The 26,166-nt window shown below is 46.1% G+C and carries 34 protein-coding genes; 33 read left to right on the forward strand and 1 reads right to left on the reverse strand.

Annotated features, from left to right (window positions below; all coding sequences use genetic code 11):
• The first annotated feature begins 47 nt into the window (after nt 1-47).
• The 6 genes from galU to ciss_RS00545 all read left to right on the forward strand — a co-directional run bounded on the left by galU (nt 48) and on the right by ciss_RS00545 (nt 4,724).
• On the forward strand, nt 48-923 hold the full coding sequence (gene galU, locus ciss_RS00520) for a UTP--glucose-1-phosphate uridylyltransferase GalU (RefSeq protein ID WP_075864376.1): 876 nt from the start codon (nt 48-50) through the stop codon (nt 921-923).
• A gap of 180 nt (nt 924-1,103) precedes the next feature.
• Nucleotides 1,104-1,841, forward strand: a complete 738-nt coding sequence (locus tag ciss_RS00525) for a DUF421 domain-containing protein (protein ID WP_075864377.1) — start codon at nt 1,104-1,106, stop codon at nt 1,839-1,841.
• A 2-nt stretch (nt 1,842-1,843) separates the two neighbouring features.
• Nucleotides 1,844-3,220, forward strand: coding sequence for a phosphoglucomutase/phosphomannomutase family protein (locus ciss_RS00530; protein ID WP_075864378.1), 1,377 nt, complete (start codon nt 1,844-1,846; stop codon nt 3,218-3,220).
• A 179-nt stretch (nt 3,221-3,399) separates the two neighbouring features.
• Entirely contained in the window at nt 3,400-3,993 is a 594-nt protein-coding gene (locus ciss_RS00535) for a YeeE/YedE thiosulfate transporter family protein (protein ID WP_077177374.1), read from the forward strand.
• Nucleotides 3,994-4,224, forward strand: a complete 231-nt coding sequence (locus ciss_RS00540; protein ID WP_075864379.1) for a sulfurtransferase TusA family protein — start codon at nt 3,994-3,996, stop codon at nt 4,222-4,224. It begins immediately after the preceding gene.
• Nucleotides 4,221-4,724 carry a YeeE/YedE thiosulfate transporter family protein gene (locus tag ciss_RS00545; RefSeq protein WP_075864380.1) on the forward strand — a complete coding sequence of 168 codons (504 nt, stop codon included), beginning with the start codon at nt 4,221-4,223 and terminating at the stop codon, nt 4,722-4,724. Before ciss_RS00540 ends, ciss_RS00545 begins: the two co-directional genes overlap by 4 nt.
• On the opposite strand, the gene ciss_RS00550 is transcribed toward ciss_RS00545, so the two are convergent.
• A complete protein-coding gene (locus ciss_RS00550; RefSeq protein WP_075864381.1) occupies nt 4,721-5,629 on the reverse strand; it encodes a LysR family transcriptional regulator in 909 nt (302 codons plus the stop codon). The two genes, ciss_RS00545 and ciss_RS00550, sit on opposite strands and share 4 nt — an antisense overlap.
• A gap of 207 nt (nt 5,630-5,836) precedes the next feature.
• Between ciss_RS00550 and ciss_RS00555 the strand changes: the two genes are divergently transcribed.
• From ciss_RS00555 to atpH, 27 genes are all read left to right on the forward strand, one after another.
• Complete coding sequence (locus ciss_RS00555) at nt 5,837-8,008, forward strand: molybdopterin-containing oxidoreductase family protein (RefSeq protein WP_075864382.1); 2,172 nt, start codon at nt 5,837-5,839, stop codon at nt 8,006-8,008.
• A complete protein-coding gene (locus ciss_RS00560; protein ID WP_075864383.1) occupies nt 8,001-8,540 on the forward strand; it encodes a 4Fe-4S dicluster domain-containing protein in 540 nt (179 codons plus the stop codon). Before ciss_RS00555 ends, ciss_RS00560 begins: the two co-directional genes overlap by 8 nt.
• Before the next feature lie 12 nt (nt 8,541-8,552).
• Nucleotides 8,553-9,410: an NrfD/PsrC family molybdoenzyme membrane anchor subunit gene (gene nrfD / locus ciss_RS00565; protein WP_075864384.1), complete on the forward strand. Its 858-nt coding sequence runs from the start codon at nt 8,553-8,555 to the stop codon at nt 9,408-9,410.
• 15 nt (nt 9,411-9,425) lie between these two features.
• Entirely contained in the window at nt 9,426-10,001 is a 576-nt protein-coding gene (locus ciss_RS00570; protein WP_075864385.1) for a TorD/DmsD family molecular chaperone, read from the forward strand.
• A gap of 1 nt (nt 10,002) precedes the next feature.
• Nucleotides 10,003-10,164 carry a twin-arginine translocase TatA/TatE family subunit gene (tatA, locus tag ciss_RS00575; protein WP_075864386.1) on the forward strand — a complete coding sequence of 54 codons (162 nt, stop codon included), beginning with the start codon at nt 10,003-10,005 and terminating at the stop codon, nt 10,162-10,164.
• 114 nt (nt 10,165-10,278) lie between these two features.
• Nucleotides 10,279-11,118 (forward strand): N-acetylmuramoyl-L-alanine amidase, encoded by an 840-nt coding sequence (locus ciss_RS00580; protein ID WP_075864387.1) that lies wholly within the window; start codon nt 10,279-10,281, stop codon nt 11,116-11,118.
• Between the two features lie 102 nt (nt 11,119-11,220).
• The gene (locus tag ciss_RS00585; protein WP_075864388.1) at nt 11,221-12,036 is read left to right on the forward strand and encodes a DUF2680 domain-containing protein; all 816 of its coding nucleotides are present in this window, start codon (nt 11,221-11,223) and stop codon (nt 12,034-12,036) included.
• Between the two features lie 132 nt (nt 12,037-12,168).
• On the forward strand, nt 12,169-12,879 hold the full coding sequence (locus ciss_RS00590) for a response regulator transcription factor (RefSeq protein ID WP_075864389.1): 711 nt from the start codon (nt 12,169-12,171) through the stop codon (nt 12,877-12,879).
• The gene (locus ciss_RS00595; protein WP_075864390.1) at nt 12,863-14,209 is read left to right on the forward strand and encodes a HAMP domain-containing sensor histidine kinase; all 1,347 of its coding nucleotides are present in this window, start codon (nt 12,863-12,865) and stop codon (nt 14,207-14,209) included. The genes ciss_RS00590 and ciss_RS00595 overlap by 17 nt, the downstream gene beginning before the upstream one ends.
• A gap of 125 nt (nt 14,210-14,334) precedes the next feature.
• Nucleotides 14,335-14,532: a 50S ribosomal protein L31 gene (gene rpmE / locus ciss_RS00600; protein WP_075864391.1), complete on the forward strand. Its 198-nt coding sequence runs from the start codon at nt 14,335-14,337 to the stop codon at nt 14,530-14,532.
• Nucleotides 14,533-14,585: 53 nt separating this feature from the next.
• The gene (locus ciss_RS00605) at nt 14,586-15,452 is read left to right on the forward strand and encodes a DUF1385 domain-containing protein (protein ID WP_075864392.1); all 867 of its coding nucleotides are present in this window, start codon (nt 14,586-14,588) and stop codon (nt 15,450-15,452) included.
• On the forward strand, nt 15,452-16,528 hold the full coding sequence (gene prfA, locus ciss_RS00610) for a peptide chain release factor 1 (RefSeq protein ID WP_075864393.1): 1,077 nt from the start codon (nt 15,452-15,454) through the stop codon (nt 16,526-16,528). The genes ciss_RS00605 and prfA overlap by 1 nt, the downstream gene beginning before the upstream one ends.
• The gene (prmC, locus tag ciss_RS00615; protein ID WP_166503955.1) at nt 16,521-17,378 is read left to right on the forward strand and encodes a peptide chain release factor N(5)-glutamine methyltransferase; all 858 of its coding nucleotides are present in this window, start codon (nt 16,521-16,523) and stop codon (nt 17,376-17,378) included. Before prfA ends, prmC begins: the two co-directional genes overlap by 8 nt.
• A 190-nt stretch (nt 17,379-17,568) precedes the next feature.
• Complete coding sequence (locus tag ciss_RS00620) at nt 17,569-18,597, forward strand: L-threonylcarbamoyladenylate synthase (protein WP_075864395.1); 1,029 nt, start codon at nt 17,569-17,571, stop codon at nt 18,595-18,597.
• A gap of 15 nt (nt 18,598-18,612) precedes the next feature.
• Nucleotides 18,613-19,155, forward strand: a complete 543-nt coding sequence (locus ciss_RS00625) for a manganese efflux pump MntP (protein ID WP_075864396.1) — start codon at nt 18,613-18,615, stop codon at nt 19,153-19,155.
• Between the two features lie 10 nt (nt 19,156-19,165).
• Nucleotides 19,166-19,645 carry a low molecular weight protein arginine phosphatase gene (locus ciss_RS00630; RefSeq protein ID WP_075864397.1) on the forward strand — a complete coding sequence of 160 codons (480 nt, stop codon included), beginning with the start codon at nt 19,166-19,168 and terminating at the stop codon, nt 19,643-19,645.
• Nucleotides 19,623-20,072, forward strand: a complete 450-nt coding sequence (rpiB, locus tag ciss_RS00635; protein ID WP_075864398.1) for a ribose 5-phosphate isomerase B — start codon at nt 19,623-19,625, stop codon at nt 20,070-20,072. The genes ciss_RS00630 and rpiB overlap by 23 nt, the downstream gene beginning before the upstream one ends.
• A 47-nt stretch (nt 20,073-20,119) precedes the next feature.
• Nucleotides 20,120-21,385, forward strand: a complete 1,266-nt coding sequence (gene glyA, locus ciss_RS00640; protein ID WP_075864399.1) for a serine hydroxymethyltransferase — start codon at nt 20,120-20,122, stop codon at nt 21,383-21,385.
• A 90-nt stretch (nt 21,386-21,475) separates the two neighbouring features.
• Complete coding sequence (locus ciss_RS00645; RefSeq protein WP_075864400.1) at nt 21,476-21,922, forward strand: deoxycytidylate deaminase; 447 nt, start codon at nt 21,476-21,478, stop codon at nt 21,920-21,922.
• A 2-nt stretch (nt 21,923-21,924) separates the two neighbouring features.
• On the forward strand, nt 21,925-22,233 hold the full coding sequence (locus tag ciss_RS00650; protein ID WP_011345421.1) for a MazG-like family protein: 309 nt from the start codon (nt 21,925-21,927) through the stop codon (nt 22,231-22,233).
• Nucleotides 22,234-22,312: 79 nt separating this feature from the next.
• Complete coding sequence (gene wecB, locus ciss_RS00655; RefSeq protein ID WP_075864401.1) at nt 22,313-23,455, forward strand: non-hydrolyzing UDP-N-acetylglucosamine 2-epimerase; 1,143 nt, start codon at nt 22,313-22,315, stop codon at nt 23,453-23,455.
• 99 nt (nt 23,456-23,554) lie between these two features.
• A complete protein-coding gene (locus ciss_RS00660; RefSeq protein WP_075864402.1) occupies nt 23,555-23,773 on the forward strand; it encodes an AtpZ/AtpI family protein in 219 nt (72 codons plus the stop codon).
• Nucleotide 23,774: 1 nt separating this feature from the next.
• Nucleotides 23,775-24,122, forward strand: a complete 348-nt coding sequence (locus ciss_RS00665; protein ID WP_075864403.1) for an ATP synthase subunit I — start codon at nt 23,775-23,777, stop codon at nt 24,120-24,122.
• 2 nt (nt 24,123-24,124) lie between these two features.
• Nucleotides 24,125-24,808 (forward strand): F0F1 ATP synthase subunit A, encoded by a 684-nt coding sequence (gene atpB, locus ciss_RS00670; RefSeq protein WP_235837211.1) that lies wholly within the window; start codon nt 24,125-24,127, stop codon nt 24,806-24,808.
• A 51-nt stretch (nt 24,809-24,859) separates the two neighbouring features.
• Nucleotides 24,860-25,096, forward strand: a complete 237-nt coding sequence (atpE, locus tag ciss_RS00675) for an ATP synthase F0 subunit C (protein WP_034541847.1) — start codon at nt 24,860-24,862, stop codon at nt 25,094-25,096.
• A gap of 55 nt (nt 25,097-25,151) precedes the next feature.
• Nucleotides 25,152-25,631 (forward strand): F0F1 ATP synthase subunit B, encoded by a 480-nt coding sequence (gene atpF, locus ciss_RS00680; protein ID WP_075864404.1) that lies wholly within the window; start codon nt 25,152-25,154, stop codon nt 25,629-25,631.
• The gene (gene atpH, locus ciss_RS00685; protein WP_075864405.1) at nt 25,631-26,164 is read left to right on the forward strand and encodes an ATP synthase F1 subunit delta; all 534 of its coding nucleotides are present in this window, start codon (nt 25,631-25,633) and stop codon (nt 26,162-26,164) included. The genes atpF and atpH overlap by 1 nt, the downstream gene beginning before the upstream one ends.
• The last annotated feature ends 2 nt before the right edge of the window (nt 26,165-26,166 follow it).

Below are 26,166 nucleotides of genomic sequence, written 5' to 3' on the forward strand. Positions count from 1 at the left end.
TTATGATAAGTGGAGGGTTCAAAAATTATCCGAGGGGGGTAAGGGACATGAAAATCAAAAAAGCCATCATTCCTGCAGCGGGACTTGGAGTCAGGTTTTTGCCGGCAACTAAAGCTCAGCCCAAGGAAATGCTTCCTATTGTAGATAAACCAACGATTCAGTACATCGTGGAAGAAGCGGTGGCCTCGGGAATAGAGGACATTTTAATAGTTACCGGTAAAAACAAACGGGCTATTGAAGACCATTTTGACAAGTCGCCGGAATTGGAAATGTATTTAGAAAAAAAGGGAAAGGAAGACCTTTTAGAAATAGTCCGTTCCATCGGCAACATGGTGGACATCCATTACGTGCGGCAAAAAGAGCCTTTAGGTCTTGGCCATGCCATTTACTGCGCCCGGAAATTTATCGGCAATGAACCGTTTGCGGTTTTGCTCGGGGATGACTTAATGAAGGCCAGAACGCCGGTTTTAAAGCAGATGATTGACTTATATGAAAAAGTGGAAGCAAGTATCGTAGCGGTCCAGGCCGTAGAGCCCCGGGAAGTAAGCAAGTACGGAATTATAAGGGCCGAGGAGGCCGGAGAGCGTTTGTACCGGGTGTATGACCTGGTAGAAAAGCCAAAGCCGGAAGAAGCGCCCTCGAACCTGGCGGTAATGGGGCGTTACATAATTGAGCCGGAAATTTTTGATTTCCTGGAAAAAACTCCCCCCGGAGCCGGCGGCGAAATACAGTTGACCGATGCTTTAAGAATGCTCTGTCAGGTGAAACCTATTTACGGCTATGTGTATGAAGGTTTGCGCTACGATGTGGGCGATAAACTGGGCTTTTTAAAAGCAACTGTCGAGTTTGCTTTAGACCGGGAGGAGTTAGCAAGCGGTTTTAAAGCTTACTTAAAAGAATTAGTGGAAAAGGAGATAAAATAATAACCACCAAAAGGGAAGACTTAAAACCACCCCGAAAAAACTTCCCTTTAGTAATTTTGCCCTTTCCCGTTCATCCATAGGATCACCTCTACTGTAAGGTTATCCTTTTAATGCAAAAATTATGCAGCCGACGGAATAAAATCCGTCGGTTTTTTTCAAAATAGGGGTGGAGGTGTTCCTGTGCACGACATTACCGAAGTAATCCTTCGCTCAATTGCCGCTTTTATAGCAGTTCTGGTTATTACCAAACTAATTGGCAAATCCCAGTTAGGGCAGCTTACCATTTCCGACTATATAAACGGCATTGTCATTGGTTCGATTGCCGCCAATGTGGCGGTGGATTTACGCACCAACGTGGTTCATTACCTGACCGGAATGGTAGCCTTTGGGGTGTTGACGATTTTTGTCCAGTGGGCAAGCTTAAAAAACCGGAATATTAGAAAACTTTTACAGGACGAGCCGACCATTGTAGTTCACAACGGAAAAATATTGGAACATAACATGAAATTAATGCGGTATACGATGGATGATTTAATGATGCAACTGCGGGAAAAGGGTGCTTTTAACATTGCGGACGTGGAGTTTGCCATCGCCGAGCCCAACGGGGAGCTTTCGGTTTTATTTAAATCCACCAAACGGCCGGTGACTCCGGAAGATTTGGGCTTAAATCCGCCCTATGCAGGAGTACCGGCAGAACTGGTGGTGGATGGAGAATTAATTGAACAAAATTTTGAACAGCATGGAATATCAAAACAATGGTTTTTTCATTACTTAAAAGAACAGGGGATAAATGATATAAAAGATGTCGCTTATGCTCAAATCGATGCTAAAGGCCAGGTATATATTGACCTTAAACACGATAAGCTTACCATGACGGTGGATATTACCGATAAAAAACCAAGGAGAAAAGGGGGATAAGAGTGATTAAATTTGGTACCGATGGGTGGAGGGGCATTATTGCTAAAGATTTTACCTTTGCCAATTTGGAAAAGGTAACCCTGGGGTTAGCTGCTTATTTACAGGAAAAGTATCAGGATGGAGCGGTGGTAGTTGGGTATGACTGTCGTTTTTTATCGGAGCATTTTGCCGGGGCTGTGGTGGAAATTCTTTTAAAAAGCGGCTTTGATGTTTACCTTCCGGAGAAGTTTGTGCCAACACCTTACGTGGCTTTTGCGATAAACAAACTTAAGGCCATAGGCGGGGTAATGCTAACTGCCAGTCATAACCCGCCCGAGTACAACGGCTTTAAATTCATTCCAGACTATGCAGGACCGGCGCTACCTGATGTAACCGATCGCCTGGAACAGCTCATAAATGCCGGGGCAGTTCCATCTTTAAAGGAAAAGGGCAAAAAATTAACATTAGAATTAGAGAGTGCCTACGTTGACCACTTAAAAAAACTTACTGGTTTAAATCCCGGACAGGGTACGGTAGTCGTGGACCCGATGTATGGAGCGGGACAGGGGTATTTGGAAAAAGTTTTAACGGACTTTGGTTATAACGTCTATACTATAAGAAACTTCCGGGATCCCCTCTTTGGCGGTGGTATGCCCGAACCCAAGAGAAAAGAACTGCAACCCCTTGTCGAAGCAATGAAAAATAAAAAAGCCGACCTGGGCCTTGCTTTAGATGGCGATGCCGATCGGTTTGGGGTTGTAGAAGGTGAGCGGCTTTTTACTGCAAACGAAATTTTAATTCTTACTTACCATTACTTAATTGAAAGCGGGCAGGGAGGAGATGTAGCCCGGACCGTTCCTACCACCCATCTTTTAGATAAAATGGCCCGGGCCAATGGTTTTAACGTAATTGAAACGCCCGTTGGCTTTAAGTACATCGGTAAAGCCCTGAGGGAAGGAGCGGTGTTAGGCGGCGAAGAATCGGGAGGATTATCCATTGCCGGACATGTGCCGGAAAAAGACGGGATTTTGGCCGATTTACTGGCGGTAAAAATCCGGGAATTCTTTAAAAAGCCGTTATCGGAAGTTTTAGAGGATATTTATACCCGCTACGGCCGGTCCTATACTCGCCGGGATGACTACCGAACAACTCCCGAACAAAAAGAAGAAATCTTAAAGCGGCTGTCTGCGCTTAAACTTACGGAAATTGCCGGTGAGAAAGTTGTCCGGGAAAGCCGTATTGATGGGGTGAAGTGGGAACTTCAAAGCGGGGGCTTTGCCCTGGTTCGGGCTTCCGGTACCGAGCCGGTCTTTAGAATCTACGGCGAAGCCGCAAGCGAAGAAAAATTAGACCTCCTCTTAAACGAAATAAAAATGGTGGTTTTAGGGACGGTTCTGTGAGCATCCATTTTCGGGGAGGTTAAAAAAGATTTAAAGCGGGCTTTGGCCCGCTTTAAATTTAGCCGGCATTATCACATACCACCAATAACGGGTGCACTTCTGGGCGTTTTATTTGTTGGAAAAACTTTTTTAAAGCAAAAATTTAGCGGATAAGATATAATGTACTTAGGTGATAAAAGGTGCAAAAAAAGGTAGCTTATAGCTTATTATTTTTTTTCTTGATAGTTCAACTGTATTTTCTTACAAACCAAAATTTCACCCAGGCGGCGGTTTTTGCTCTCGGCATTGGCTTCGGCTATGCCGTTAGCCGCTCCCGCTTTTGCTTTGCTTCGGCCTTTCGGGATTTAATTATGTTTCGGGATAAAGCCATGAGCAGGGGCGTTACGGTGCTAATTGCTGTTTCGGCTGCCGGTTTTTTCGTAGTTCAGTGGTTAGCAGTCTTAGGAGGTAATGACCCACCGGGGAAAATAAATCCGGTGGGCTGGCATCTGGTAATTGGCGGCATTATTTTTGGCACCGGCATGGTCTTAGCCGGAGGCTGTGTGATTAGCACTTTGGTTCGGAGTGGAGAGGGTTTTTTCCACTACTGGGGGGTATTACTGGGAATAGTAATTGGCTCGGTTCTTGGGGCTTTTGGTTACGGTTACTGGAAGGATATATTAATATCCTCTCAAAAATTCTGGCTGCCCGGGATTATCGGCTGGATTCCGACACTTATTATTTATGCAATAATATTTTTCCTTTTATTTAAAGCCTTACGGGAGGAAAGGTAAATGGAAATAAAAATCGATTTAACCGGCGAAGTTTGCCCGGTTCCTCTCTGGCGGGTGCAGGAAGAATTAAAAAAAATGCAACCGGGGGATAAGATTACCGTTATTACCGATTTTAGCCGTTCGGTGCGCAATATCGTTGATCTGGCGGTAAGGTTAAAGTACGAGTACGATTTAGAAGAAATTTCTCCGGGAATTTGGGAAGTCAGCGTTATTAAGGGGATGGAAAAATGAAAAAAGTTGATCTTGGCTGGTCGGAGATTAAAGGCGGTATAGTCCTCGGAATTTTGAATATTTTGCTTCTCTTAACCTGGGGTAAGCCCTGGGTTATTACCCACATCCTTACCGACTGGGGTACCTGGTGGCTGAAAGTTTTGGGCATGCGTCCGGAGAAATGGGCGTACTACCAGGAAGTTTATCCCGAGGCCTTTTTTAAAACTACCATGTTTTCCCACGAAAACCTCCTGGTGGTAGGAACTATTTTAGGAGGATTATTTGCTGCTCTCTGGCACAACGAATTTCGCCCCAAAAAAATAAAATCCCCGGGAAAATTTCTCCTGGGGATCTTTGGCGGGATATTAATGGGATTTGGGGCAAGGCTGGCTCTTGGCTGTAATATTGGCAACCTGGTAGGGGGAATCGCTTCTTTTTCGCTGCACGGCTGGATTTTTGGCGGTTCTTTAATTATCGGTACGTATCTCGGAATCTTATTTTTAAAAAAATATATCCTTTAACAAAATTCTAAAGCAGCCGGACCGATAATAAATCTTAAAAACCTTTTAGCCAGCGGGCTAAAAGCGCGGTCTTTGCGGTAAACCAGCAAAAACGGCATGGTAAGTTCCATATCTTTCAAAGTAAGGTAGTGTAGTTCTTTGCGGTGGAACTCTTTTTTAATCGCTTCCAAACAGGAGATAGATACACCGTGTCCTTTTTTCACCGCTTCTAAAACTCCTTGAAAGCTTCCCAGTTCTAAAACAATATTTAACTCCTTGGCCGGGATCCCGGCTTTTTTTATTGCGTCAAAAAACACTTCCCGCACCGAAGACCCCGGTTCCCGCATGATAAAAGGAAGTTTTTTTAATTCCTCAACGGTAAGGGAACTTTGCCGGGCCAGAGGATGTTCGGGGGAGGTGATTATTACCACCTGGCTTTCCCCTACTCTTTTTACTTCGAGATCGGGATGGGTAAATTCCGGCCCTTCCGCCAGCCCAAAATCCACTTTATCTTCCAGTACCAGATCGATAACCTTCTTTGAATTATCTACCTCGATGCGAATATTGGCTTCCGGGAACTTTTCCTTAAAGCTCCAAACGTTGCAGGGCAGGGCAAAATTGCCGATAGTGGTGCTGGCCCCGATGACAATAGTTTGGGCGTTAGTACCAATTAAGTTATCTAACTCTCTTTCTAACTTTTCATGTTCGGCCAAAAAATGCTGGGCATATTTATAAACCAGCTCCCCGGCGGGGGTAAGCTTTACCCCTGTAGCCGAACGTTCAAATAATTTGGTACCATAAAAATTTTCCATAGCCTGCACCTGAGCGGAAATGGCCGGCTGAGTTAGATGCATTAATTTAGCCGCCTTTGTGAAACTCTTTACTTTAGCAATCTGGCAAAATAGTTCGAACTGGTATAAATTCATGCTTCCTTCCCCCGTTACTAAAATCAATTTTATTATAACATATCTTTGCTGAAAATAAATTTTGGCAAAAACAATTAAAAGAATAATTTTATGGGTATAAATTTGTCCTTATAACCCCATAAGTCTTTGCGATTACCTTCACAATCCGAAATTGTTTTACAATTAACATAGAAAGTGAAAAACAGCACGAATAAAGGGGGAAGGAGTATGAAGCTTACCCGGAGGAGCTTTTTAAAAGCTTCTGCTGCAACCGGTGCCCTGGCAGCCTTATCCGGCGGAGTGATGTCTTTTGAACGCTGGGCGGCTAAAGCGGCGGAAACCGGGGATGTAAAATTAGTTCCCAGTATCTGTGAAATGTGTGGTACCAAATGCGGCATTATCGTCAAAGTAAAAAATGGCCGGGTGGTAAAAATCGAAGGTAACAAAGAACACCCCAACGGTAAGGGCAAAATCTGTGCCCGGGGTAATGCCGGCATGAAGCTTTTGTATGACCCGGACCGGTTAAAGCAGCCCTTAAAGAAAGAAGGGGACAAGTTTGTGCCGATTTCCTGGGAGCAGGCTTTTAAGGAAATCGGAGAAAAACTGAAAGAAATTAAGGCCAAGTACGGCCCGGAAGCTTTGGTTTGGAGTACCCATCCGGAGCTTGCTTATGACTACGAAGTTATTTTTAATTTGGCTTTTGGTTCGCCAAACTTAACCTCCCATGCCCCGACCTGCTATTCTCCGCGAAATGTAGCTTATAAAGCAATGTACGGAGAAGTTCCTACCGTTGACTACGGTAATGTCAAATACTACATTTCCTGCGGGCGTAACCTGGTAGAGGGAATAAACGTCAGCCAGGTCCTGGGAATCATGAAAGCCAAGGAAAAAGGGGCCAAACTTATTGCCTTAGATCCCCGGTATTCCAATTTTGCGGCCCTTGCTTCCGAATGGGTGCCGATAAGACCGGGAACCGACCTTGCCTTCTTACTGGCTATGATTCACCTCATCATTAAAAATGAATGGTACGATAAGGAGTTTGTCAAAAATTACACTATTGGCTTTGAAGAAGTAGCGGCGGAAGTGGAGAAATACACTCCGAAGTGGGCCGAGGAGATTACCGGTATTCCGGCCGCAACGATCGAACGGATTACCGAAGAATTTGCCAAAGCCAAACCGGCAGCGGTGGTTGATCCCGGCTGGCACGTATCCCGTTACATGAACAGTACCGAAATGTTAAGAGCCGGAGCGGTAATCAACGCCCTTATGGGTAACCTTGGTATGAAAGGTGGCCTGAAATTCCCCAAATATAAATTTACTAAAGTAGAAGAGCGGGAAGGTCTCTGGCCGAAACTGGAAAAACCAAAGGCTAAACGATTTGACGGTGCCGGCGGGGAAAAATGGCCTTTGGCCAAAGGCCTTGGGATGATTCAAATGCTACCGGAGCACATTTTATCCGGCCAGCCCTATCCGATTAAAGCGTATATTGCTAACCATCACAATCCGGTGCGCTCCGCCGGTAATTCCGAAAAGTGGATAGAAGCCTTAAAGCAGTTAGAACTGGTAGTGGTAATTGATGTGCAGATGAGCGAAACTGCCATGATGGCCCATTACGTTTTACCAGAATCCACTTACCTGGAGCGGTTTGACCCGCCGCAGATTGCCGGTAATGCTGTAGCTTTACGTCAGCCGGCAGTAGAACCGCTTCATAATACCATGGGTGTTGATGATATTATCAAAGAACTGGCTCATGAAGCGGGGATAGGTCAGTACTTTAACTTTACCTTAGAGCAGTTTTCGGACCAGATGTTAAAACCCTTTAACATAACCTTTAAACAGCTCATGGAAAAAGGTGTTATTGCCTTAGATGACGGGAAAACCGAGTACAAAGTTCCGGAAATCAAGACTGACTCCGGTAAAATTGAACTTGCATCAGGGGCTTTTGAAAAAGCCGGTGCCAAAAGGGTCCCGACCTGGAAGCCACCTGGCGTTACCGAAGGAAACGGCAAGCTTCGCTTCTTGCACGGTCATACTGCAGTTCATACCCATACTTCCACCTTTAATAACGAGTACCTGCATGCTTTGATGCCGGAAAACGTCCTCTGGATTAATACCCGGACGGCCGAAAAGCTCGGTATCAAAAATGGCGATTTAGTGGAAGTAAAATCGGATTACGGTAAAGTTACCATTAAAGCTAAAGTTACCGAAGCTATTCATCCCGATGCGGTTTACATGGTGCATGGCTTTGGAGGTTTTTCACCGTACCAGAAAAAAGCGTATAAAAAAGGTGCCAGTACTTCCTTTATCATACCCTGCCACGTGGAACCGGTATCCGGAGCCGCAGCCGACTGTGAAGTGCTGGTGGAGGTAAGAAAAGTAGGAGGTGGGGCAAATGCCTAAGTATGCTATGGTAATTGACATGACCAAATGTGCTGCCTGTCAGGCGTGCACCGTTGCCTGTGAAGCGGAATGGGGGTTACCCCCGGGGGAAAAATTTACCCGGCTGGAAGAACGGGAAATCGGCAAGTTTCCCAATGTTCGAAGGGAGTTTTTATTAATTCAGTGCCAGCATTGCGACAAAGCCCCCTGTATAGAAGTTTGCCCTACCGGAGCGACATACAAAAGGGAGGACGGCATAGTGCTGTTAGATGATAAGCGCTGTGCCGGCTGCAAATACTGTATGGTGGCATGTCCTTACCAGGCCCGGGTCATAAATCACGAAAAGGGTGTTCCGGAAAAGTGCCGGTTTTGCTATCACCGGGTAGAGCAGGGGAAAAAGCCGGCCTGCGTCTCTACCTGTATTGGCGAAGCCCGGTATTTTGGGGACCTGGAAGATCCCAACGATGAAATTCACCGGATTATTCATCAAAAACAGGCAAAACCCTTGCGGGGGGATTTGGGCACCAAACCCTCCATCTACTACGTACGCTAAGGAGGGATAGTGATGGCGTGGGGAATAATAATTGCAATCTACCTGTTCTTGGCCGGAGCGGGAGCGGGAGCCTTTTTAATAGCGGTCATGACCGAGCGCTCCGGGATAAATAAGGAAAATGAAGCATTAGTTAAAGCTGGGACTATCTTAGCAGCTCCGCTGGTAGCCATTGGTACCCTTTTCCTGGTTTTGGACCTTACCTGGGTGGAGGCAGGGAAATTTGAGCCCTGGCGGATTTTCTACCTTTACACCCACTTTACTTCGATGATTACCTGGGGTACCTGGATTTTAACTCTGTTTATGCCCGTATCGTTTGTTTACGGCTGGATGAAGCTAAAAAACCCCTATTACACTAATAATGCATTACGCTGTGCCGGAGCGGTCCTGGCCTTTGCAACATCCGTTTACACCGGAGTGTTATTAGGGGTGGTTAAAGCCGTTCCCTTCTGGAACAATGCGGTAATTCCGATGCTCTTTGTTGTATCGGCATTGGTTACCGGAATGGCTACCGCCATCCTGGGAAGCTTTGTCTTTGGCGGCAAAACTCTGCCCGATTTCTTTAAGCCCCTGCACACGTGGCTGGCGGTAATAGAACTTTTGCTCCTCTTCTTCCTCTTAATGATTGCTGCCAATGGTCCGGAAGCAGCCCGGCAATCGGCGGAAATGATTATTTCCGGAAAATACAGCCTGTACTTCTGGGGAGTACTGGTCTTTCTGGGGATCATAGTTCCCGGTGTGATTGGAGCTACCGCTTCTCCGAAAGCGGGAAAAGGAATTAAAGCGTTAGACGCCCTGCTGGTACTGGCAGGAGGCTTTACCTTACGGGCGTTAATCTTATTAGCAGCAGTTCCCGTAACTTTAATGAATTAGTAGGGAGGATGGGCTATGGAACATAACCGGGTCGAAATTTACCGCCTGTTAGCCTATACCTTAAGCGAACCGGATCTGGAACTTTACCGCTGGTTAAAAAGTGATGGTGCTAAAGCTTTTGGGGAACTTGGAGTTAACCTCGGGGAACTTCCCGGTTTGCCGGAACTTTCGCGCCAGTATCAGGAGTATTTTGGATTGTATGCGCCCAAAGTAAGCCTGATAGAATCGGTGTACCGCAAGTGGTCTTCGGACCCCGAGGTAGACCCGGTTATGGCCAATAGCCGCGGCTTTCTCATGAGCGACCACGCTCTGCATGTGGCGGCTTTATACGAAAAAGCGGGGCTTAGCATTCCCGAAGAGTTTTCGGGAATGCCCGATCATTTAGTACTGGAGCTGGAGTTTATGGCGATGTTAGTGGAAAATAATCATCCCGGTCAGAGAGATTTTTTAGTAGATCACCTTTCCTTTATCGAGCAGGTGGTGGAAAAAAGCCGGGAGGAGAACATTATGGGAATTTATCGGGAAATAGTGGAGTTTTTAGGAAAGTTTTATCAGGAAGAAAAAAACTTACTTTTAGGAAAGCAGGGATAAAATGTTTAACTCAATTGGAATTCCGGAACTTTTAATAATCTTAGTAATTGCCCTGGTAATCTTTGGTCCGGCCAAGCTTCCGGAAATCGGCCGGGCCTTTGGCAAAACCATTAAAGAATTTAAAAAAGAGGCAACGGAAATTCAAAAAGAAATCAGCGGTTAAGTTTAAAGGCTCTAAAAGCTCTTGGCTTTTAGAGCCTTTTTCATCGTTTTTTATCCCCATCCTTAAAACCACCGCATATTTTAATTAGTAGAAACTATTTTAGGGGGAATTACCATGGCGGTATTAAAAAATTTTCGCCTGGAAACCGAACCGGTTTTACGGATAATCCTGGAATTTGACCAGAAACCTTCTCTCAAATCTTTTACCCTGAAAAATCCTTATCGGGTTGTCCTTGATATTGCCAAAGTCCGGGGGGTAAGCAAGAAGGAAGTACCGGTTAAAAAATATAAGATAAAGGAAGTACGGCTGGCACAATACAAGCCAGAGGTTTTACGTTTGGTGATTGAGGGCGAAGAAGAGTTAATGTACGGGGTCAGGGTAAACGGCGAACAGGTTATTTTAGAAGTGTGGGCCAAACTTTTAGATGGAGAAAAAATTGTTCTCGATCCCGGCCATGGTGGGAAGGACCCTGGGGCGATAGGAGCTGGAGGTATTGCTGAAAAAGAAGTTACCTTAAAGCTTGTCCTTGCTGGAAAAGACCTGGTGGAAAAGTTAGGCGGCAAGGTGGTATTAACCCGGGATAAAGACATCTTTGTACCGCTGCCCCAGCGGGTGAAAATTGCCAACAGTTCGGAAGCCCGGGCTTTTATTTCGGTTCACTTAAATGCGGCTACCGACTCTACCGCCCGGGGGATTGAGACCTATTTTAAAGCAGGGCGGGAGGACAGCGAAAGCCTGGCCGCTAAACTGCAAAAGCAGCTAATCAATGAATTTGGCTTTAAAGACCGGGGGCTTAAGACCGCTACCTTTTATCTCATTAAAAACGTGCGCCTGCCGGCGGTTTTGGCGGAAATTGGCTTTATCACCAATCCCGAGGAAATAAAAATAGTAAATTCTTCTGACGGCTTATCGCGTTTTGCCCGGGCTTTGGCCAAAGCGCTCCTAAAATCTTGACAACTTTTTAACATTTCCCTGAAATCTTTTTAAAACCCTCCGGTTATGATATAAATGAAAGCTCCAACAGGAGCTTAAAAATTAACCTGGAGGGTGAACAAAGTGAAAAAAGAATGGGGTAAAAAAGTTATAGCGGGAGCTGCCATCGTAGGTTTACTTGTGGCTGCCGCCCCGGCAGTTTTTGCGGCCACCACTAATGATGGCAGTACCTCAACTACCACAAAAATAGTTGAAACCTACCGTGGATTTGGCAAACATTTTGGCAGGGCCTTTGGCGGCATGATGGACAATGTAGCCAGGTTTTTAGGAATTGATGTTTCAACCTTAATTAACGAACGGCACAGCGGTAAAACATTAGCCCAAATTGCCAAAGAAAAAGGTAAATCGGAAGAGGAACTGGTAAATTACTTAGTAGAGCAAAAGAAAGCCCAGATTAACCAGCTTGTGAAAGACGGAAAAATAACTCAAGCGCAGGCTGACCTAATGCTACAAAATATAACCGAACGGACCAAGCTAATGGTCAACAGCACCATGCCAGGGCCCAAAGGCTTTGGCCACCGGGGCGGATTGGGGGTTACCCCTGATGAATTAGCAAGCTTCTTGGGAATTGATGTCAACACCTTAATAAGTGAACGGCAAAAGGGCAAGACATTAGCTGAGATTGCCAAAGCTAAAGGGAAAACTGAGACTGAGCTAATAAACTTTATCGTCACCAAAGAAAAAGAAAAGATTAACCAGCTGGTAAAAGACGGCAAAATAACCCAGGCCCAGGCAGATAACTTCTTAAAGAACATTGAAACCCGGGTTAAAAACATGGTCAACAACACCATGCCCGGACCCAAAGGCTTTGGCTTTAAGGGTATGGGTGGTAGAGGTGGCCATGGTATGGGTTTTGGCCCCGTTACTCAAATTCAATAAAATAATTTAAATATAAAATATAATCTTTAAAAACCTTACCTTAACGGGTAAGGTTTTTTTATGTTTGGATTTCTTTATACGTTTGTAACAAAATACTGGTATAATAACTAAAAAAACGATGGAGAGGGTTTTATGGCCAGAAAAATTTTAGTGGTTGATGATGAGCCGAAAATTGTTACCATGATAAAAAGTTACTTACTTAAAGAAGGTTACGAAGTAATTTCCGCTTTTAACGGCCGGGAAGCGCTTAATTTATTTCACATTGAAAAGCCTGATTTAATGGTGCTGGATTGGATGATGCCGGAAATGAGTGGCATAGAAGTTTTAAGGGAAATAAGAAAGGAAAGCCAAATCCCCATCATCATGCTCACGGCAAAGACCGAAGAGGTGGATAAGTTAATTGGTTTTGAGTTAGGCGTTGATGATTATGTGATAAAACCCTTTAGTTTAAGAGAACTCTCAGCGAGAATAAAAACTATTTTAAAGCGCCTGGAAGCAAAAACAAAAGTAGATGAGATAGTAAAGACCGCAGGAGACTTAACCCTTTATCCCGATAAGCGCGAAGTTTTTTTAAAAGGAAAACCTCTTGATTTAACGCCCACTGAATTCAAGCTTTTAGAAGCATTAATGAAAAACCCCGGCAAAGTTTATAGCCGGCTTGAACTGTTAGAATATGCTATTGGGGAAGCTTACGAGGGGTACGAAAGATCTATTGACACACATATTAGCAATCTTCGGAAAAAAATCGAAAAAGACCCGGCAAATCCGGAATACATCCTAACGGTCTTTGGAGTAGGTTACAAACTAAAACCCAGGGGAGAAAAAGATGAAAATCACGGTTAAAATTATCGCGGCGCTATTAATAGTAGCAGTATTATCGGTTTTAGTTACTTCCTTTTTTGCGGTAAAGGAAATCAGCGATTCTTTTGATTTTTACGTAAAACAAAATGTTAGTGCCCGGGCCAATGTAATGTTAAGCTACATTGGGGAACTTTATATTGCTGGAGGCTGGGAGGCTGTCCAGGCGGGACTGCAGATGGCCCATGGGAGGAGAGCTGGAGGTCCTAGAGGTCCTGGCGGTCCCCGGCAGGAAAGGATAATAATTACTGCCCCCGATGGCACCGTAGTTGTGGATAACAACTGGGAATACCTCGGTCAGAAGGAGAAAGATCTTCCGTTAAAAAATGGGCAGGAAATTTATTTAAACGGCCAAAAAATTGGCACCCTTTATTATCAGCCCTTTACCGTCTACGGCCTTTTAGAAGAAAGTTTTATCAGTTCGGTAAAAAAGGCCAATTTCTTCGGCGGACTTTTAGCGGTAGCGGTAGCTCTGGTCCTTGGTTTTTTCCTATCCCAGCGTTTGCTTGCTCCCCTTAAAGCTTTAATAGCCGTGGTGGCCAAGTTTAGCAGTAAAAATCTGCACTTAAGGGCACCGGAAACGAGCAACGATGAATTCGGGGAGCTGGCCAGAGCTTTTAACAGGATGGCCGAAGCCCTGGAGAGGAACGAAAAGTTACGCCGGCAGATGATTGCCGATATTGCTCATGAATTAAGAACCCCCCTTTCTATTTTGCAGGGAAATTTTGAACTACTGCTGGAGAAAGTTATTGAGGCGGATGAGGAAACCCTTCATTCCCTGGCAGAAGAAGTAAAGCGTTTGTCCCGTCTGGTGGAGGAGCTAAGAGAACTCTCCCTGGCGGAAGCGGGGGAACTTAAAATTTTACCGGTAGAAGTTGATGTAAATCAATTTTTCTCGGAGGTGGCGGCTCCTTTTACATCTTTGGCGGAAGCAAAAAGCATCAGTTTTGAAACTACTTTACCGGGTAAAGGAAAAAAATACACCTTTGATCCTGATCGGATAAAACAGGTGGTATATAACCTTTTAACCAATGCCTTTCAATACACCGGTGAGGGAGGCAAGGTTAAACTTGAGGTTAAGCTTTTGCATAGAAAACTTTTAATAGAGGTTACCGATACCGGTCCGGGGATTCCCCCGGAAGATTTGCCGTACATTTTTGAGCGGTTTTACCGGGGGGAAAAGTCACGTTCCAGAGCTACCGGCGGTTCCGGCCTGGGCCTGGCAATTGCCAAAAGCCTGGTAGAAGCCCACGGCGGCAAAATTTGGGTCGAAAGCACCGAAGGCCAAGGCACCACCTTTAAAGTAGTAATTTAGGGACAGTCCCTAAAATTATACTTAAAGTATAGTAAAAAGAACCGTCCCTGCTTTTATACTTGCCAGGTAAAGTTGGGTGTGCTATAATTTACTTTGTGTTAATATTGGAAAATGGGGTGATATAAATGAAACCTGGCATTCATCCGGAATACGGCAAAGCACGGGTTGTTTGTGCCTGCGGCGAGACTTTTGAAACCGGTTCTACGAAAAAAGAGATCCGGGTTGAAATATGTTCCAAGTGCCATCCTTTCTACACCGGTTCGCAGCGGACGATAGAAGCCCGGGGTCGTGCTGAGCAGTTTAAGAAAAAGTACGGTCTCTAAGACAAAGCAGAGCATCTTTGGCTCTGCGTTTTTTTTAGAAATGGGGAGAGAGGATGAAGTTTAACTACGGCGGACAGGCGGTTATAGAAGGAGTGATGATGCGCGGCCCGGAAAAGTGGGCTGTGGCGGTCAGAACTCCTTCGGGTAAAATTGTCATTGAAGAGCGCCCCTTAGCTTCGGCGCTAAATACTCCATTTTTTAAGCTACCTTTTATCCGGGGATTGGTAGCATTGTACGATGCCCTGGTTTTGGGAATTGAGGCGCTGGTTTATTCCGCCAACCAGGCAGTAGAGGAAGAAGGGGAAAAGCTAAGTAAAAGTGAGCTTGGCCTATCCATGATTTTAGCCTTTGCCGTAGGTATTGGCCTTTTTGTGGTATTACCTACCTGGGCAGCCCACGCTTCAGCCCCAGTTATAAAAGCGTACTGGGCGCAAAACCTGGTCGAGGGAATTATCCGGGTAATTTTATTTTTCCTTTACGTCTGGGCCATAGGTCGCATGGAAGATATTGAGCGGGTGTTTGCTTATCACGGTGCGGAACATAAGACCATCCACGCTTACGAAGCCGGGGATGAGCTAACGGTAGAAAGGGTCAGGAAGTATACTACCCTGCATCCCCGCTGCGGGACGAGTTTTCTTTTAATTGTAATGATTGTCAGCATTCTCATTTTCTCTTTATTAGGGGACCAAAACCTCCTTTGGCGCATTTTAAGCCGAATCCTTTTAATTCCGGTGGTTGCCGGGGTAAGTTACGAAGTGTTAAAAGGGTCGGCGAAAATTAGCCATACCCTTTTGGGGAAAATCCTGACGGCGCCGGGACTTTGGCTGCAAAAACTTACCACCCGGGAGCCGGATGACAGCATGCTGGAAGTAGCCATCACATCGTTAAAAGCGGTAATAAAAGATGAGGTGAAGAGCTAATGTTTGACAAGTTGGACCAGTTAGAAGAAAAATATGAAGAACTTTCCCGGTTAATTTCGGACCCGGAAGTGATTGCCGATACCCAAAGATGGCAGGGATACGTTAAAGCCCATGCGGAAATTGAAGAGATCGTCCAGGTTTACCGGGAATACAAGAAAACCGTAAAGGAAATAGAAGATGCGGAAAGGATGCTGGACGAGAAGCTTGACCCGGATTTCCGGGAGCTGGTGCAGAGCGAACTGCATGATTTAAAGGAGCGGCGGGAAGAACTGGAAGCAAAGCTGAAAATTCTTCTTCTTCCCAAAGACCCCAACGATGAGAAAAACGTTATTATGGAAATTCGAGCTGGTGCCGGTGGGGAAGAAGCGGCGCTTTTTGCCGGTGACCTCTTCAGGATGTATTCTAAATATGCCGACCGGATGGGCTGGAAGGTAGAAATTATGGACAGCCACCCTACCGACCTCGGTGGGTTTAAAGAAGTTATTTTTACCATTGAAGGTAAGGGAGTTTATTCCCGGATGAAGTTTGAAAGCGGTGTTCACCGGGTCCAAAGGGTTCCCACCACCGAATCCGGCGGCCGCATTCACACCTCCACCGCGACGGTGGCGGTGCTTCCTGAAGCGGAAGAAGTGGAAGTGGAGATAAACCCCAACGACCTGCGGATCGATGTCTTCTGCTCTTCGGGGGCAGGTGGTCAGCATGTCAACAAGACCGAATCGGCGGTGCGCATTACCCACATCCCTACCGGTATTGTGGTAACCTGCCAGGACGAAAAGTCGCAGCATAAAAACAAAGAGCGGGCGATGAAAATACTCCGGGCCCGGCTTTTGGACAAAGCCCGGCAGGAGCAGGAAGCGGAGCTGGCTTCCGCCCGGAAATCCCAGGTGGGTACCGGAGACCGCAGCGAGCGGATCAGGACCTATAACTTTCCGCAAAACCGGGTTACAGACCACCGCATTGGCTTAACCCTCCACCGCCTGGATGCGGTTTTGGAAGGGGATTTGGACGAAATTATCGATGCCTTAATTACCAACGATCAGGCGGAACGGTTAAAGCAGGTGGATGGTAATGCCTGAAACCCTCCGGGAGGCTCTCCTCTGGGCTAAAAACCGGTTAACCTCTGCGGGTATTGAAATGCCGGCTTTGGATGCGGAACTTTTATTGGCCCATGTGCTTGGTATTAGCCGGGTGGCGATTTACACCAGGCCCGAGCGGGTTTTATCGGAGTACGAATGGGAACGGTTTGTGGACCATGTCGAAAGACGAGCTTCCCGCATTCCCTTGGCGTACCTTATCGGCAAAAAGGAGTTTTACGGCCTTGACTTTTTCGTAACTCCGGAAGTGTTAATCCCCCGGCCGGAAACGGAGCTCATGGTGGAAGAGGGTATTAACTTTTTACGCCAGTACCGGGGATTAAAGCTGGTCGCCGATGTCGGGACCGGCTCCGGAGCGGTGGGGGTAGCACTTGCCTGCCATATTCCCCTGGGACTCTTTTTTCTCCTGGATATTTCGGAAGAAGCATTAAAAGTTGCCAGGGTTAATGCCCACCACCACAGAGTAGATGAGCGGGTGATTTTGGGACACGGGGATTTGTTAGAGCCCCTTTCCAAACTCGATTTTAGCGGTAAATTTTCGTTAATTACCGCCAATTTACCCTACATTCCAACGGCCGAACTTTCCACCCTCATGCCGGAGGTGCAAAAGGAGCCGCAAATTGCCCTGGACGGGGGAGAGGATGGCCTGATCCTTTACCGCCGCCTTTTACCCGAAGCCCATAAGCTCTTGGCGGAAGATGGGGTAATGCTACTGGAGATTGCCCCGTACCAGGCAAAAGCCATTACCGCCGAGGCGGAAAAATTATACCGGGTGGAAATAAAAAAAGATTTAGCCGGACATGACCGGCTGGTAATTTTACGGAAGAAATAGTTTAAAACCGCCGGGGCTAAAAAGGCCCGGGCGGTTTTTTTGCAAGTACTTTTTCGCTGATGAAAGTTTATAATATATTTTACATAAATTTTAACGGAATTTTAAGAAAACTTGCCGGAAAAACTTAATTGAAGTAAGATATTGTATATGAAAACTCTCCGAAAAAATATAAGTAACAAAAGGAGTTTCCATGGAAACAAAAATTTTTAAGGTAAACCCGGAAAACCCGGAGCAAAATATTATTAATGAAGCGGCGGAATACATAAAAAATGGGGAGTTAGTAGCTTTTCCCACCGAAACGGTTTACGGTTTGGGAGCCGATGCCTTTAACCCTGCGGCGGTGTTAAAAATTTTTGCCGCCAAGGGTCGCCCACAGGATAACCCATTAATTGTTCATATAGCCAGGCACGAAGACATTTACAGGGTAGCCGCCGGGGTTGACCTTCGGGTGCAAAAACTTATGGAAAAATTCTGGCCCGGGCCTTTAACTTTAGTTTTGCCCCGCCGGGAAGAACTTCCGGGGGTGGTTTCCGCTGGCCTTCCTACCGTTGCCGTAAGACTTCCGGACCATCCGGTGGCGGTGATGCTGATCGAAGCGGCCCAGACTCCCATTGCCGCTCCCAGTGCCAACCGTTCCGGTCGGCCAAGCCCTACTTCTCCGGAACATGTCCTTGACGATTTATCCGGAATTATTCCGGTAATTTTAGCCGGAGGGAACTGCCGCGTAGGGGTGGAGTCCACGGTATTGGACTTAACGGTAACTCCACCGGTGATCTTAAGACCCGGCGGAATAACTCCGGAAATGCTGGAGGAAGTTATCGGAGAGGTCCGGTACTTTAATGCCAAAGACGTAGACGTTCCCAGGGCACCGGGGATGAAATATCCCCATTATGCTCCCAGAGCGCCTGTGTATCTGGTAAAAACTCCCGAGGAAATTTGGAAGCGGGCGCAGGAGCTGGGGGCAGCCGGTAAAAATGTGGGGCTTTTAATATCTAAAGAAACTAAAGAGCAGTATTTTCCGAACTACACGCCAAACCTTTTAGTTTTGGGGAGTAAGACTGATCCTTCAGAGCTTCTCCGTAATTTATACAAGAAGCTAAGGGAATTTGACCAAAGGGACGTAGAACTAATTCTGGCGGAGGTCTATCCCGAAGAAGGACTATATTTAGCTTTAATGAACCGGTTAAAGAAAGCTGCGGCTGGCAGGTATCTATCTTAACGCAGGAGGTAATAAATGAGCCTTTGGGAAATTTTTTTACTGGCGGTTGCCCTTGGCACCGACTCGTTCTCCCTGTGTGTTGGGCTGGGAATGGGGAAAATAAAACGAAAAGAAATTATCGCCCTGTCTTTTACGGTACTGGTGTATCATATTGTGATGCCGGTTCTTGGCTGGTTTGCTGGAGATTTAACCGGAAGGTTTTTGGGAAAAGTAGCTACCTATATTGGTGGAGCCATCCTTATCTATCTTGGTTACAAAATGATCAGACACGGAATTTCCCGGGATGAGGAACTACCGCGCGTAACATATAACCTGGTAGGGCTTTTACTTATCGGCCTTTCGGTGAGCATGGATGCTTTGTCGGTAGGCTTTACCCTGGGTACGGTAAAGGTAAACCTGTGGTTTGTGGCGCTAATTACCGGCGTTGTTGCCGGCGTTATGACCCTTTCCGGCCTTTGGCTGGGCCGGAGGGTAAGCAAGGTGTTTGGTGATCGGGCCCAGATTGTCGGAGGGCTTATTTTACTCTTAATTGCCGGGAAGCTTCTTTTCAGGGGGTGAGCCAGGGAAAATGAACGTTTTATTTGTTTGTACCGGAAACACCTGCCGAAGTCCCATGGCCCAGTATTTATTTAACAAGATTGTAGCGGAGAAGGGTTTACCTCACGAAGCACTGTCCGTCGGCCTGTTTGCCTTTGATGGGGACCCTGCTTCGGAAAATGCGGTAATTGCTATGCGGGAAGAAGGGATTGATCTATCGCCCCATAAAGCTACCCGGATTTTTGCCGAAATTACCCAGCAGGCAGATTTAATACTCACCATGGGGAAAGGACATAAGGAAGCTCTTTTACAGCTTTATCCCGACCTTGAAAATAAAGTATACACTTTAAAGGAATATGTGGGCGAAGAGGGAGATGTGGCCGATCCTTTTGGTGGAGATATTGAGGTTTACCGGCAAACCGCTCAGGAATTAAAGGAGTTAATCCAAAAATTAATAGCCAGATTGGAAAAGGAAGGGGCTGAAAAGGGTGAAGATAGCCATCGGGGCTGACCATGCGGGATTTAATTTAAAAGAAGAGATAAAAAAACATCTCGAAAAAAAGGGGATTACTGTAATTGACAAAGGGACTTACTCCACGGAGTCGGTGGACTATCCCGATTTTGGTGAAGCCGTGGCCGAGGCGGTGGTGCAAAAGGAAGTAGATTTTGGCATTGTAATCTGCGGTACCGGGATAGGAATTTCCATTGCTGCCAATAAAGTTCCGGGGATCCGGGCAGCCCTTTGTTCGGACACTTTCTCCGCCCATTCAGCCCGGGAACACAATGATGCCAACGTTTTAGCTCTGGGGGCCCGGGTAGTGGGAGTGGGTCTTGCTCTGGATATCGTGGACACTTTTCTTGGAGCATCCTTTGAAGGTGGCCGCCATCAGCGTCGGGTTGAAAAAATAGCAGGGATAGAAAGAAAGTACATGAAATAAAGGTAAAGCTTAATTTTTTGACTTCAAATAGAAGGAGGGAATTTTTTATGACACACCTTAATAAAACTTTAAGGGAAGTGGATGTGGAAATCTTTGCAGCAATGGAAAAGGAACTTTCCCGGCAGCGGGAAAAGATTGAACTCATTGCTTCGGAAAATTTCGTAAGTAGAGCGGTAATGGAGGCTATGGGCAGCCACCTTACCAACAAGTACGCCGAAGGGCTTCCCGGAAAGCGGTATTACGGCGGCTGCGAATACGTGGATGTGGTAGAAAATCTCGCCCGGGAGCGGGCAAAGGAGCTTTTTGGGGCAGAACACGTTAACGTCCAGCCCCATTCCGGGGCTCAGGCCAATATGGCTGCGTACATGGCGTTTTTGGAGCCGGGGGACACGGTTCTGGGCATGAACTTGGCCCACGGTGGTCACTTAACCCACGGAAGTCCCGTAAATTTCTCCGGTAAGCTTTACAACTTTGTGAGTTACGGTGTGGAGCCGGATACCGAAAAAATAAACTATGAAAAAGTTTTTGAGCTTGCCTACAAGTATAAACCCAAAATGATTGTTGCCGGAGCTTCGGCCTATCCCCGGGTTATCGATTTTAAGCATTTAAAGGAAATTGCCGATGAAGTGGGCGCCTATCTTATGGTGGACATGGCCCATATTGCCGGCCTGGTGGCAGCGGGACTGCATCCGTCACCCATTCCTTATGCCGATGTGGTGACCACCACCACCCATAAAACGTTACGCGGTCCCCGGGGGGGAGTGATTTTCTGTAAAGCGGAGCATGCTGCTAAGATCGATAAAGCCGTTTTCCCCGGGGTTCAGGGTGGACCATTGATGCACGTAATTGCCGCAAAAGCGGTAGCTTTTAAAGAAGCCTTATCCCCGGAGTTTAAGGAATACCAGCAGCAGGTGGTAAACAACGCCAAAGCTTTAGCGGAAGAGCTGACAAAACAGGGCTTGAGGTTGGTTTCCGGCGGTACCGACAATCACCTGATGTTAGTGGATGTGCGTCCGGTAGGACTAACCGGCAAGATGGCGGAGCAGCTTTTAGATGAAATTGGCGTAACGGTTAATAAAAACGCCATTCCGTACGATCCCGAGTCGCCCAACGTAACTTCGGGAATCAGAATTGGTACACCAGCGGTAACAACCCGGGGGATGAAAGAAGGAGAAATGGCCGAAATTGCCGAAATAATAGCTCTGGTTTTAAAGAATCCTGAAAACGAAGACAAACACCGGGAAGCAGCCCGGAAAGTACGGGATCTTTTAAACCGCTTCCCGCTTTACGACATCTTACCGTTTAATGCTTAAAATGGTACACTAACCATATACTCCCGGCAGAGGTTTTTTCCAACATCACCCAATCTCTAACCTCTAACTTCCAAAATGGGGTGTTAAAAATTGCGTCCATCCTGGGATGATTATTTCATGCAGATAACCGAGGTAGTGAAAACCCGGTCTACCTGCCTGCGCCGGCAGGTGGGCGCGGTGCTGGTGAAGGATAACCGGGTTTTGGCTACCGGATATAACGGGGCTCCTAAGGGTGTACCCCATTGTGAAGAGGTTGGCTGCTTAAGGGAGCAGGAACATGTGCCCTCCGGTCAGCGCCACGAGCTGTGCCGGGGGTTGCACGCCGAGCAAAATGCTATTATTCAAGCGGCAGTTTACGGGGTTTCAACTTCCGGAAGCACCATTTATATCACCCATCAACCCTGCTCTCTCTGTGCCAAAATGCTGATAAATGCCGGAGTAGAACGGGTGGTTTACAAAGGCGATTACCCCGATTCTTTAGCGGTTACTTTGTTTACCGAGGCAGGGATAAAGGTGGTTAAATACGGGGAGGGTTAAGGGTGGAACAAAAAATAATCGCACTGCCACGGCTAAACGGTCTCACGCCGACCCTGGAATCCACTGCTTTAAAACTTATGGAGGAAGCGGGAGAACTGGCTCAAGCTATTGGAAAGTTTCGGGGGCTTTCCGGGGAGCAGGGCTTATCCGAGGAAGAGGTGGCAAAACTTATCACCAAAGAACTCCTTGATGTGGCTCAGACGGCAGTTTCAATGATGTTTGTTCTGGAAGAAATGTACGGCGTAGACATTGAAAAAGCTCTAAGAGAGCATATTGATAAATTAATTGAAAAAGGTTACTTAAAACGGTAGTCTGTGGTCGGTGGCAACCAAGTTTATTTTTTCCAACTTCTAATCTCTAATTTCCAACTTCCAATAGAAAGGAGCAGCGATGCCGAAAATACTTTTAATCTTTGGGACGCGGCCGGAAGCGATAAAAATGGCCCCGGTATACAGAATCTTAAAAGACTCCCCCGAGTTTGAAACCCTGGTAGCGGTAACTGCCCAGCACCGGGAAATGTTAGACCAGGTATTAAAACTCTTTAACATTACCCCGGACTATGATTTAAACCTGATGACTCCGCGTCAAACCCTTCCGGACTTAACGTCCCGGGCGCTTTTGGGCGTGTCAAAAGTATTGGACGAGTGTCAACCGGATTTAGTGCTGGTCCATGGCGATACCACCACTACTTTTGTGGGCGCTCTGGCGGCTTTTTATAAGAAAATTCCGGTGGGTCACGTGGAAGCGGGACTTAGAACGAGAAACAAATATTCTCCCTGGCCCGAAGAAATGAATCGAAGACTTACGGGAGTTTTAACGGATATTCACTTTGCTCCCACGAAAACCTCCCGGGAAAATCTATTGAGAGAAGGGGTTTTACCGGAGAACATTTTTGTCACCGGTAATACCGTAATTGACGCTTTGTATTACACCGTTCGGGAAAACTACCGTTTTGCCCCGGAGATAGAGGCTATCTTGAACCGGCCGGGAAGGATTATTTTAATGACTACCCACCGGCGGGAAAACTGGGGAGAACCGCTAAAAAACATTTACAGGGGGCTTTTAAAAGTACTGGAGGAAGCCGCTGATGTAAGGGTAATTTTTCCCGTTCATAAAAATCCGGTGGTACGGGAAGCGGTTAAAGAAGTAATTGGGGAGCATCCCCGGGTTCATTTGGTAGAGCCGATGGATTACGAACCTTTTGCCAACCTTATGGCGCGGTCGTATTTAGTATTAACCGATTCCGGAGGCATCCAGGAAGAAGCACCTTCCCTGGGGAAGCCGGTACTGGTGCTCCGGGATACGACCGAAAGGCCGGAGGCGGTTGAGGCGGGAACGGTCAGGCTTATCGGCAGCAGTACCGGGGCTGTATATAAAAATCTTAAGGAACTTTTATTTGATGAAAATTCCTACCAAAAGATGGCCAATGCCGTAAATCCCTACGGTGATGGCAAAGCTTCATTGCGGATTTACCGGGCGTTAAAGTATTACTATAAAATTGACCAATTACCTCCGGAGGAATTTTCGCTATAAAAATCATTAATAATTACGTTAGAGAATGTTATCACAAAGAAGGAATTTGCTTAAATGTGTTGAATAATGTAAAGTGGTTTATTTTGCGGGGGTGGCGGGATGCCGGACAACGGCGGTGATAAAAAAAATCCTTATTATTTTTTAGCCCGTGCGGTACAGTTAGCCACCACCATGGTTTTTTCTATCGTTGGTGGAGTTTGGCTGGGCGGCATCCTGGATAAAAAATTTTCCACCTATCCCTGGCTTACCTTTATTTTTTTGGTACTGGGTGTTATGACTGCCTTTAAAGCAATCTTTGACTTTAGCCGGGAAAAATAAAATGAAAAAAAAGATAGTTATTGTCCTAAGTGGCATACTTTTTATAGCAATTATGTCTTTTCTATACCGTATTAACCAGCCCTCTTTAGCCTTGGGTTTTGCCCTGGGTGGCCTTGTGGGGTTTATAAACTTGCTTGCGATTTCACTTACCGTTTGGTTAGGCGGTAAAATCGGGCGGGGTAAAGGTTTAGTCCTGATAAGTTATTATATAAGACTAATCCTTTTAGCCATATTAATTTTATTTATAGTGAGAAAAGGTGTAGAGGAGATTATTGGTTTTCTTTTAGGCTTTTCTTTTATTAAACTGAGCCTTTTGGGCTTGGGATTACCGGGCGGAGGAGGTGAGTAATTGTGTTCGGAAGCATGGCGGAAAGTACCGGGATTTTAGAAGGCCTTTTGCATCCGAGTCTTTATGTGAAAACGGCCTGGGGAGTAATGGCTTTTTTAGCTCTGATTTCTTACCTCGGAACAAGAAAAATGGAGCGTGTTCCCCGGGGGTTGCAGAATATTTTAGAGATGGCTGTGGAAGGACTTTATAATTTTATCGGTGGTATTGTCGGTGAAAAAAAAGCACCGAAGTATTTTCCCTTTATTGCGACCTTTTTCTTGTTTATTTTGATTTCCAACTATATAGGCTTACTTCCTTTTGCAGGCCATGAAGGACCGTACGTTCCGCCGACCTCAACCATTAGCGTTACTGCTGCTTTAGCAATCATTGTGTTTTTGGCGACCCAATTTTTCGGCATTGCCGAAAAAGGGCTGGGTTACTTCAAGCACTTTATTACACCCTTTATCTTTATGCTGCCCTTAAATATTTTGGAGCAGCTGGTGCGGCCTTTGAGCCTATCCATGCGGTTGTACGGGAACATCTACGGCCACGAGCTGGTGGTAGGAACGTTTATGGGGCTGGTGCCCATGTTAATACCGGTGGTATTTAACCTTTTAGGGGTTTTAACCGGTGCCATTCAGGCGGTGGTGTTTACCCTTTTAACCAGTTCGTATATTGGCGAAGCCGTACACGATGATCATCATTAATTTTTTAAGTTTCTAATTTATTTCTAAATCTTAACGGAGGTGGATTTTACAATGAGTTTAGTTGCTGGTTTAATTGCTATTGGTGCGGGTATTGCTGTAGGTTTTGGGGCGATAGGTAGCGGTATCGGTCAGGGTATTGCCGCCGGTAAGGCGTTTGAAGCTATGGCCCGGCAGCCGGAAGTCAGGGGTACTGTACAGACTTTCTTAATCATCGCCCTCGCTTTCATGGAAACCCTCACCATTTACGGTCTGGTTATCGCCTTTATGCTGCTCAATAAGATGAGCTAAGACCGCACTGTTTTTCGCGGTGCGGTTTTATCCCGTTTGAAGGGAGGACTTATGAGTGCATTTTGATTGGTCTGATTTTATTTGGACAATTATTAACTTTTTTGTACTTTTATTTATACTGAAGACCCTTCTTTATAAACCGGTCCTGAAAACCATAGAAGACCGGAAAAAATCCATTGAAGAATCTTTAGAAAAAGCCGCCAGAGCTCAGGAAGAGGCGGAGAGGATTAAAGCCGAATACGACGGCATGATTGCCCGTGCCCGGGAAGAGGCCCGGGAAATTATTGCCAAAGCCCAGAAAACGGCGCAGGCGGAAAAAGAAGAGATTATCGCTACGGCCCAGCGGGAAGCTCAGGCTTTGCTCGCCGATGCCAAGGCTACTATTGCCCAGGAAAAAGAAAAAGCTCTTAGAGAGCTTCGCCAGGAAATCGGCAATCTGGCAGTACTGGCCGCAGGCAAAATTTTAAACCGGGCAGTTACCCTTGAAGACCATCAAAAGCTGGTGGACGAGTTCTTAAATGAGGTGAAAATGTAATGAAATCCCTGGCTGTAGCTAAAAGATACGCGTCCGCCCTGTTTGAACTGGCCCGGGAGAAAGGAGCTATTGACACGATAGCTCACGACTTCGAAGTTCTGGAAAAAGCTATTCAGGAAACACCGGATGTAAAAAAGGTTCTGGATAACCCGGTACTGATTCCTGCTGCCAAAAAAGAGCTTTTGGAAAAGCTCTTTCCCGATTTTCATCCCATCACCAAAAGCTTTTTAAAGCTCTTGGTGGATAAACGGCGGGAAGTATATCTTCCGGAAATTATCGCTCTTTTTGCGGAAAAACTCCGGGAAGAGCGGGGAGAAATGCTGGTAGAAGTTGAATCCGCCCGGGAATTAAAAGGTGATCTTTCCAATTTAATAAAAGATAAGCTTTCAAAGTTATCCGGGAAGAAAGTGACCTTAAAGGTCCGCACCAATCCCGATTTAATTGGGGGTATTGTGGTGCGGGTTGGGAATAAAGTTTATGATGGCAGTATTAAAAACCAGCTTTACCGTTTAAAGCGGAGTATTTACGGTTAAGG

This window comes from Carboxydothermus islandicus (genome assembly GCF_001950325.1).
GTDB lineage: Bacteria > Bacillota > Z-2901 > Carboxydothermales > Carboxydothermaceae > Carboxydothermus > Carboxydothermus islandicus.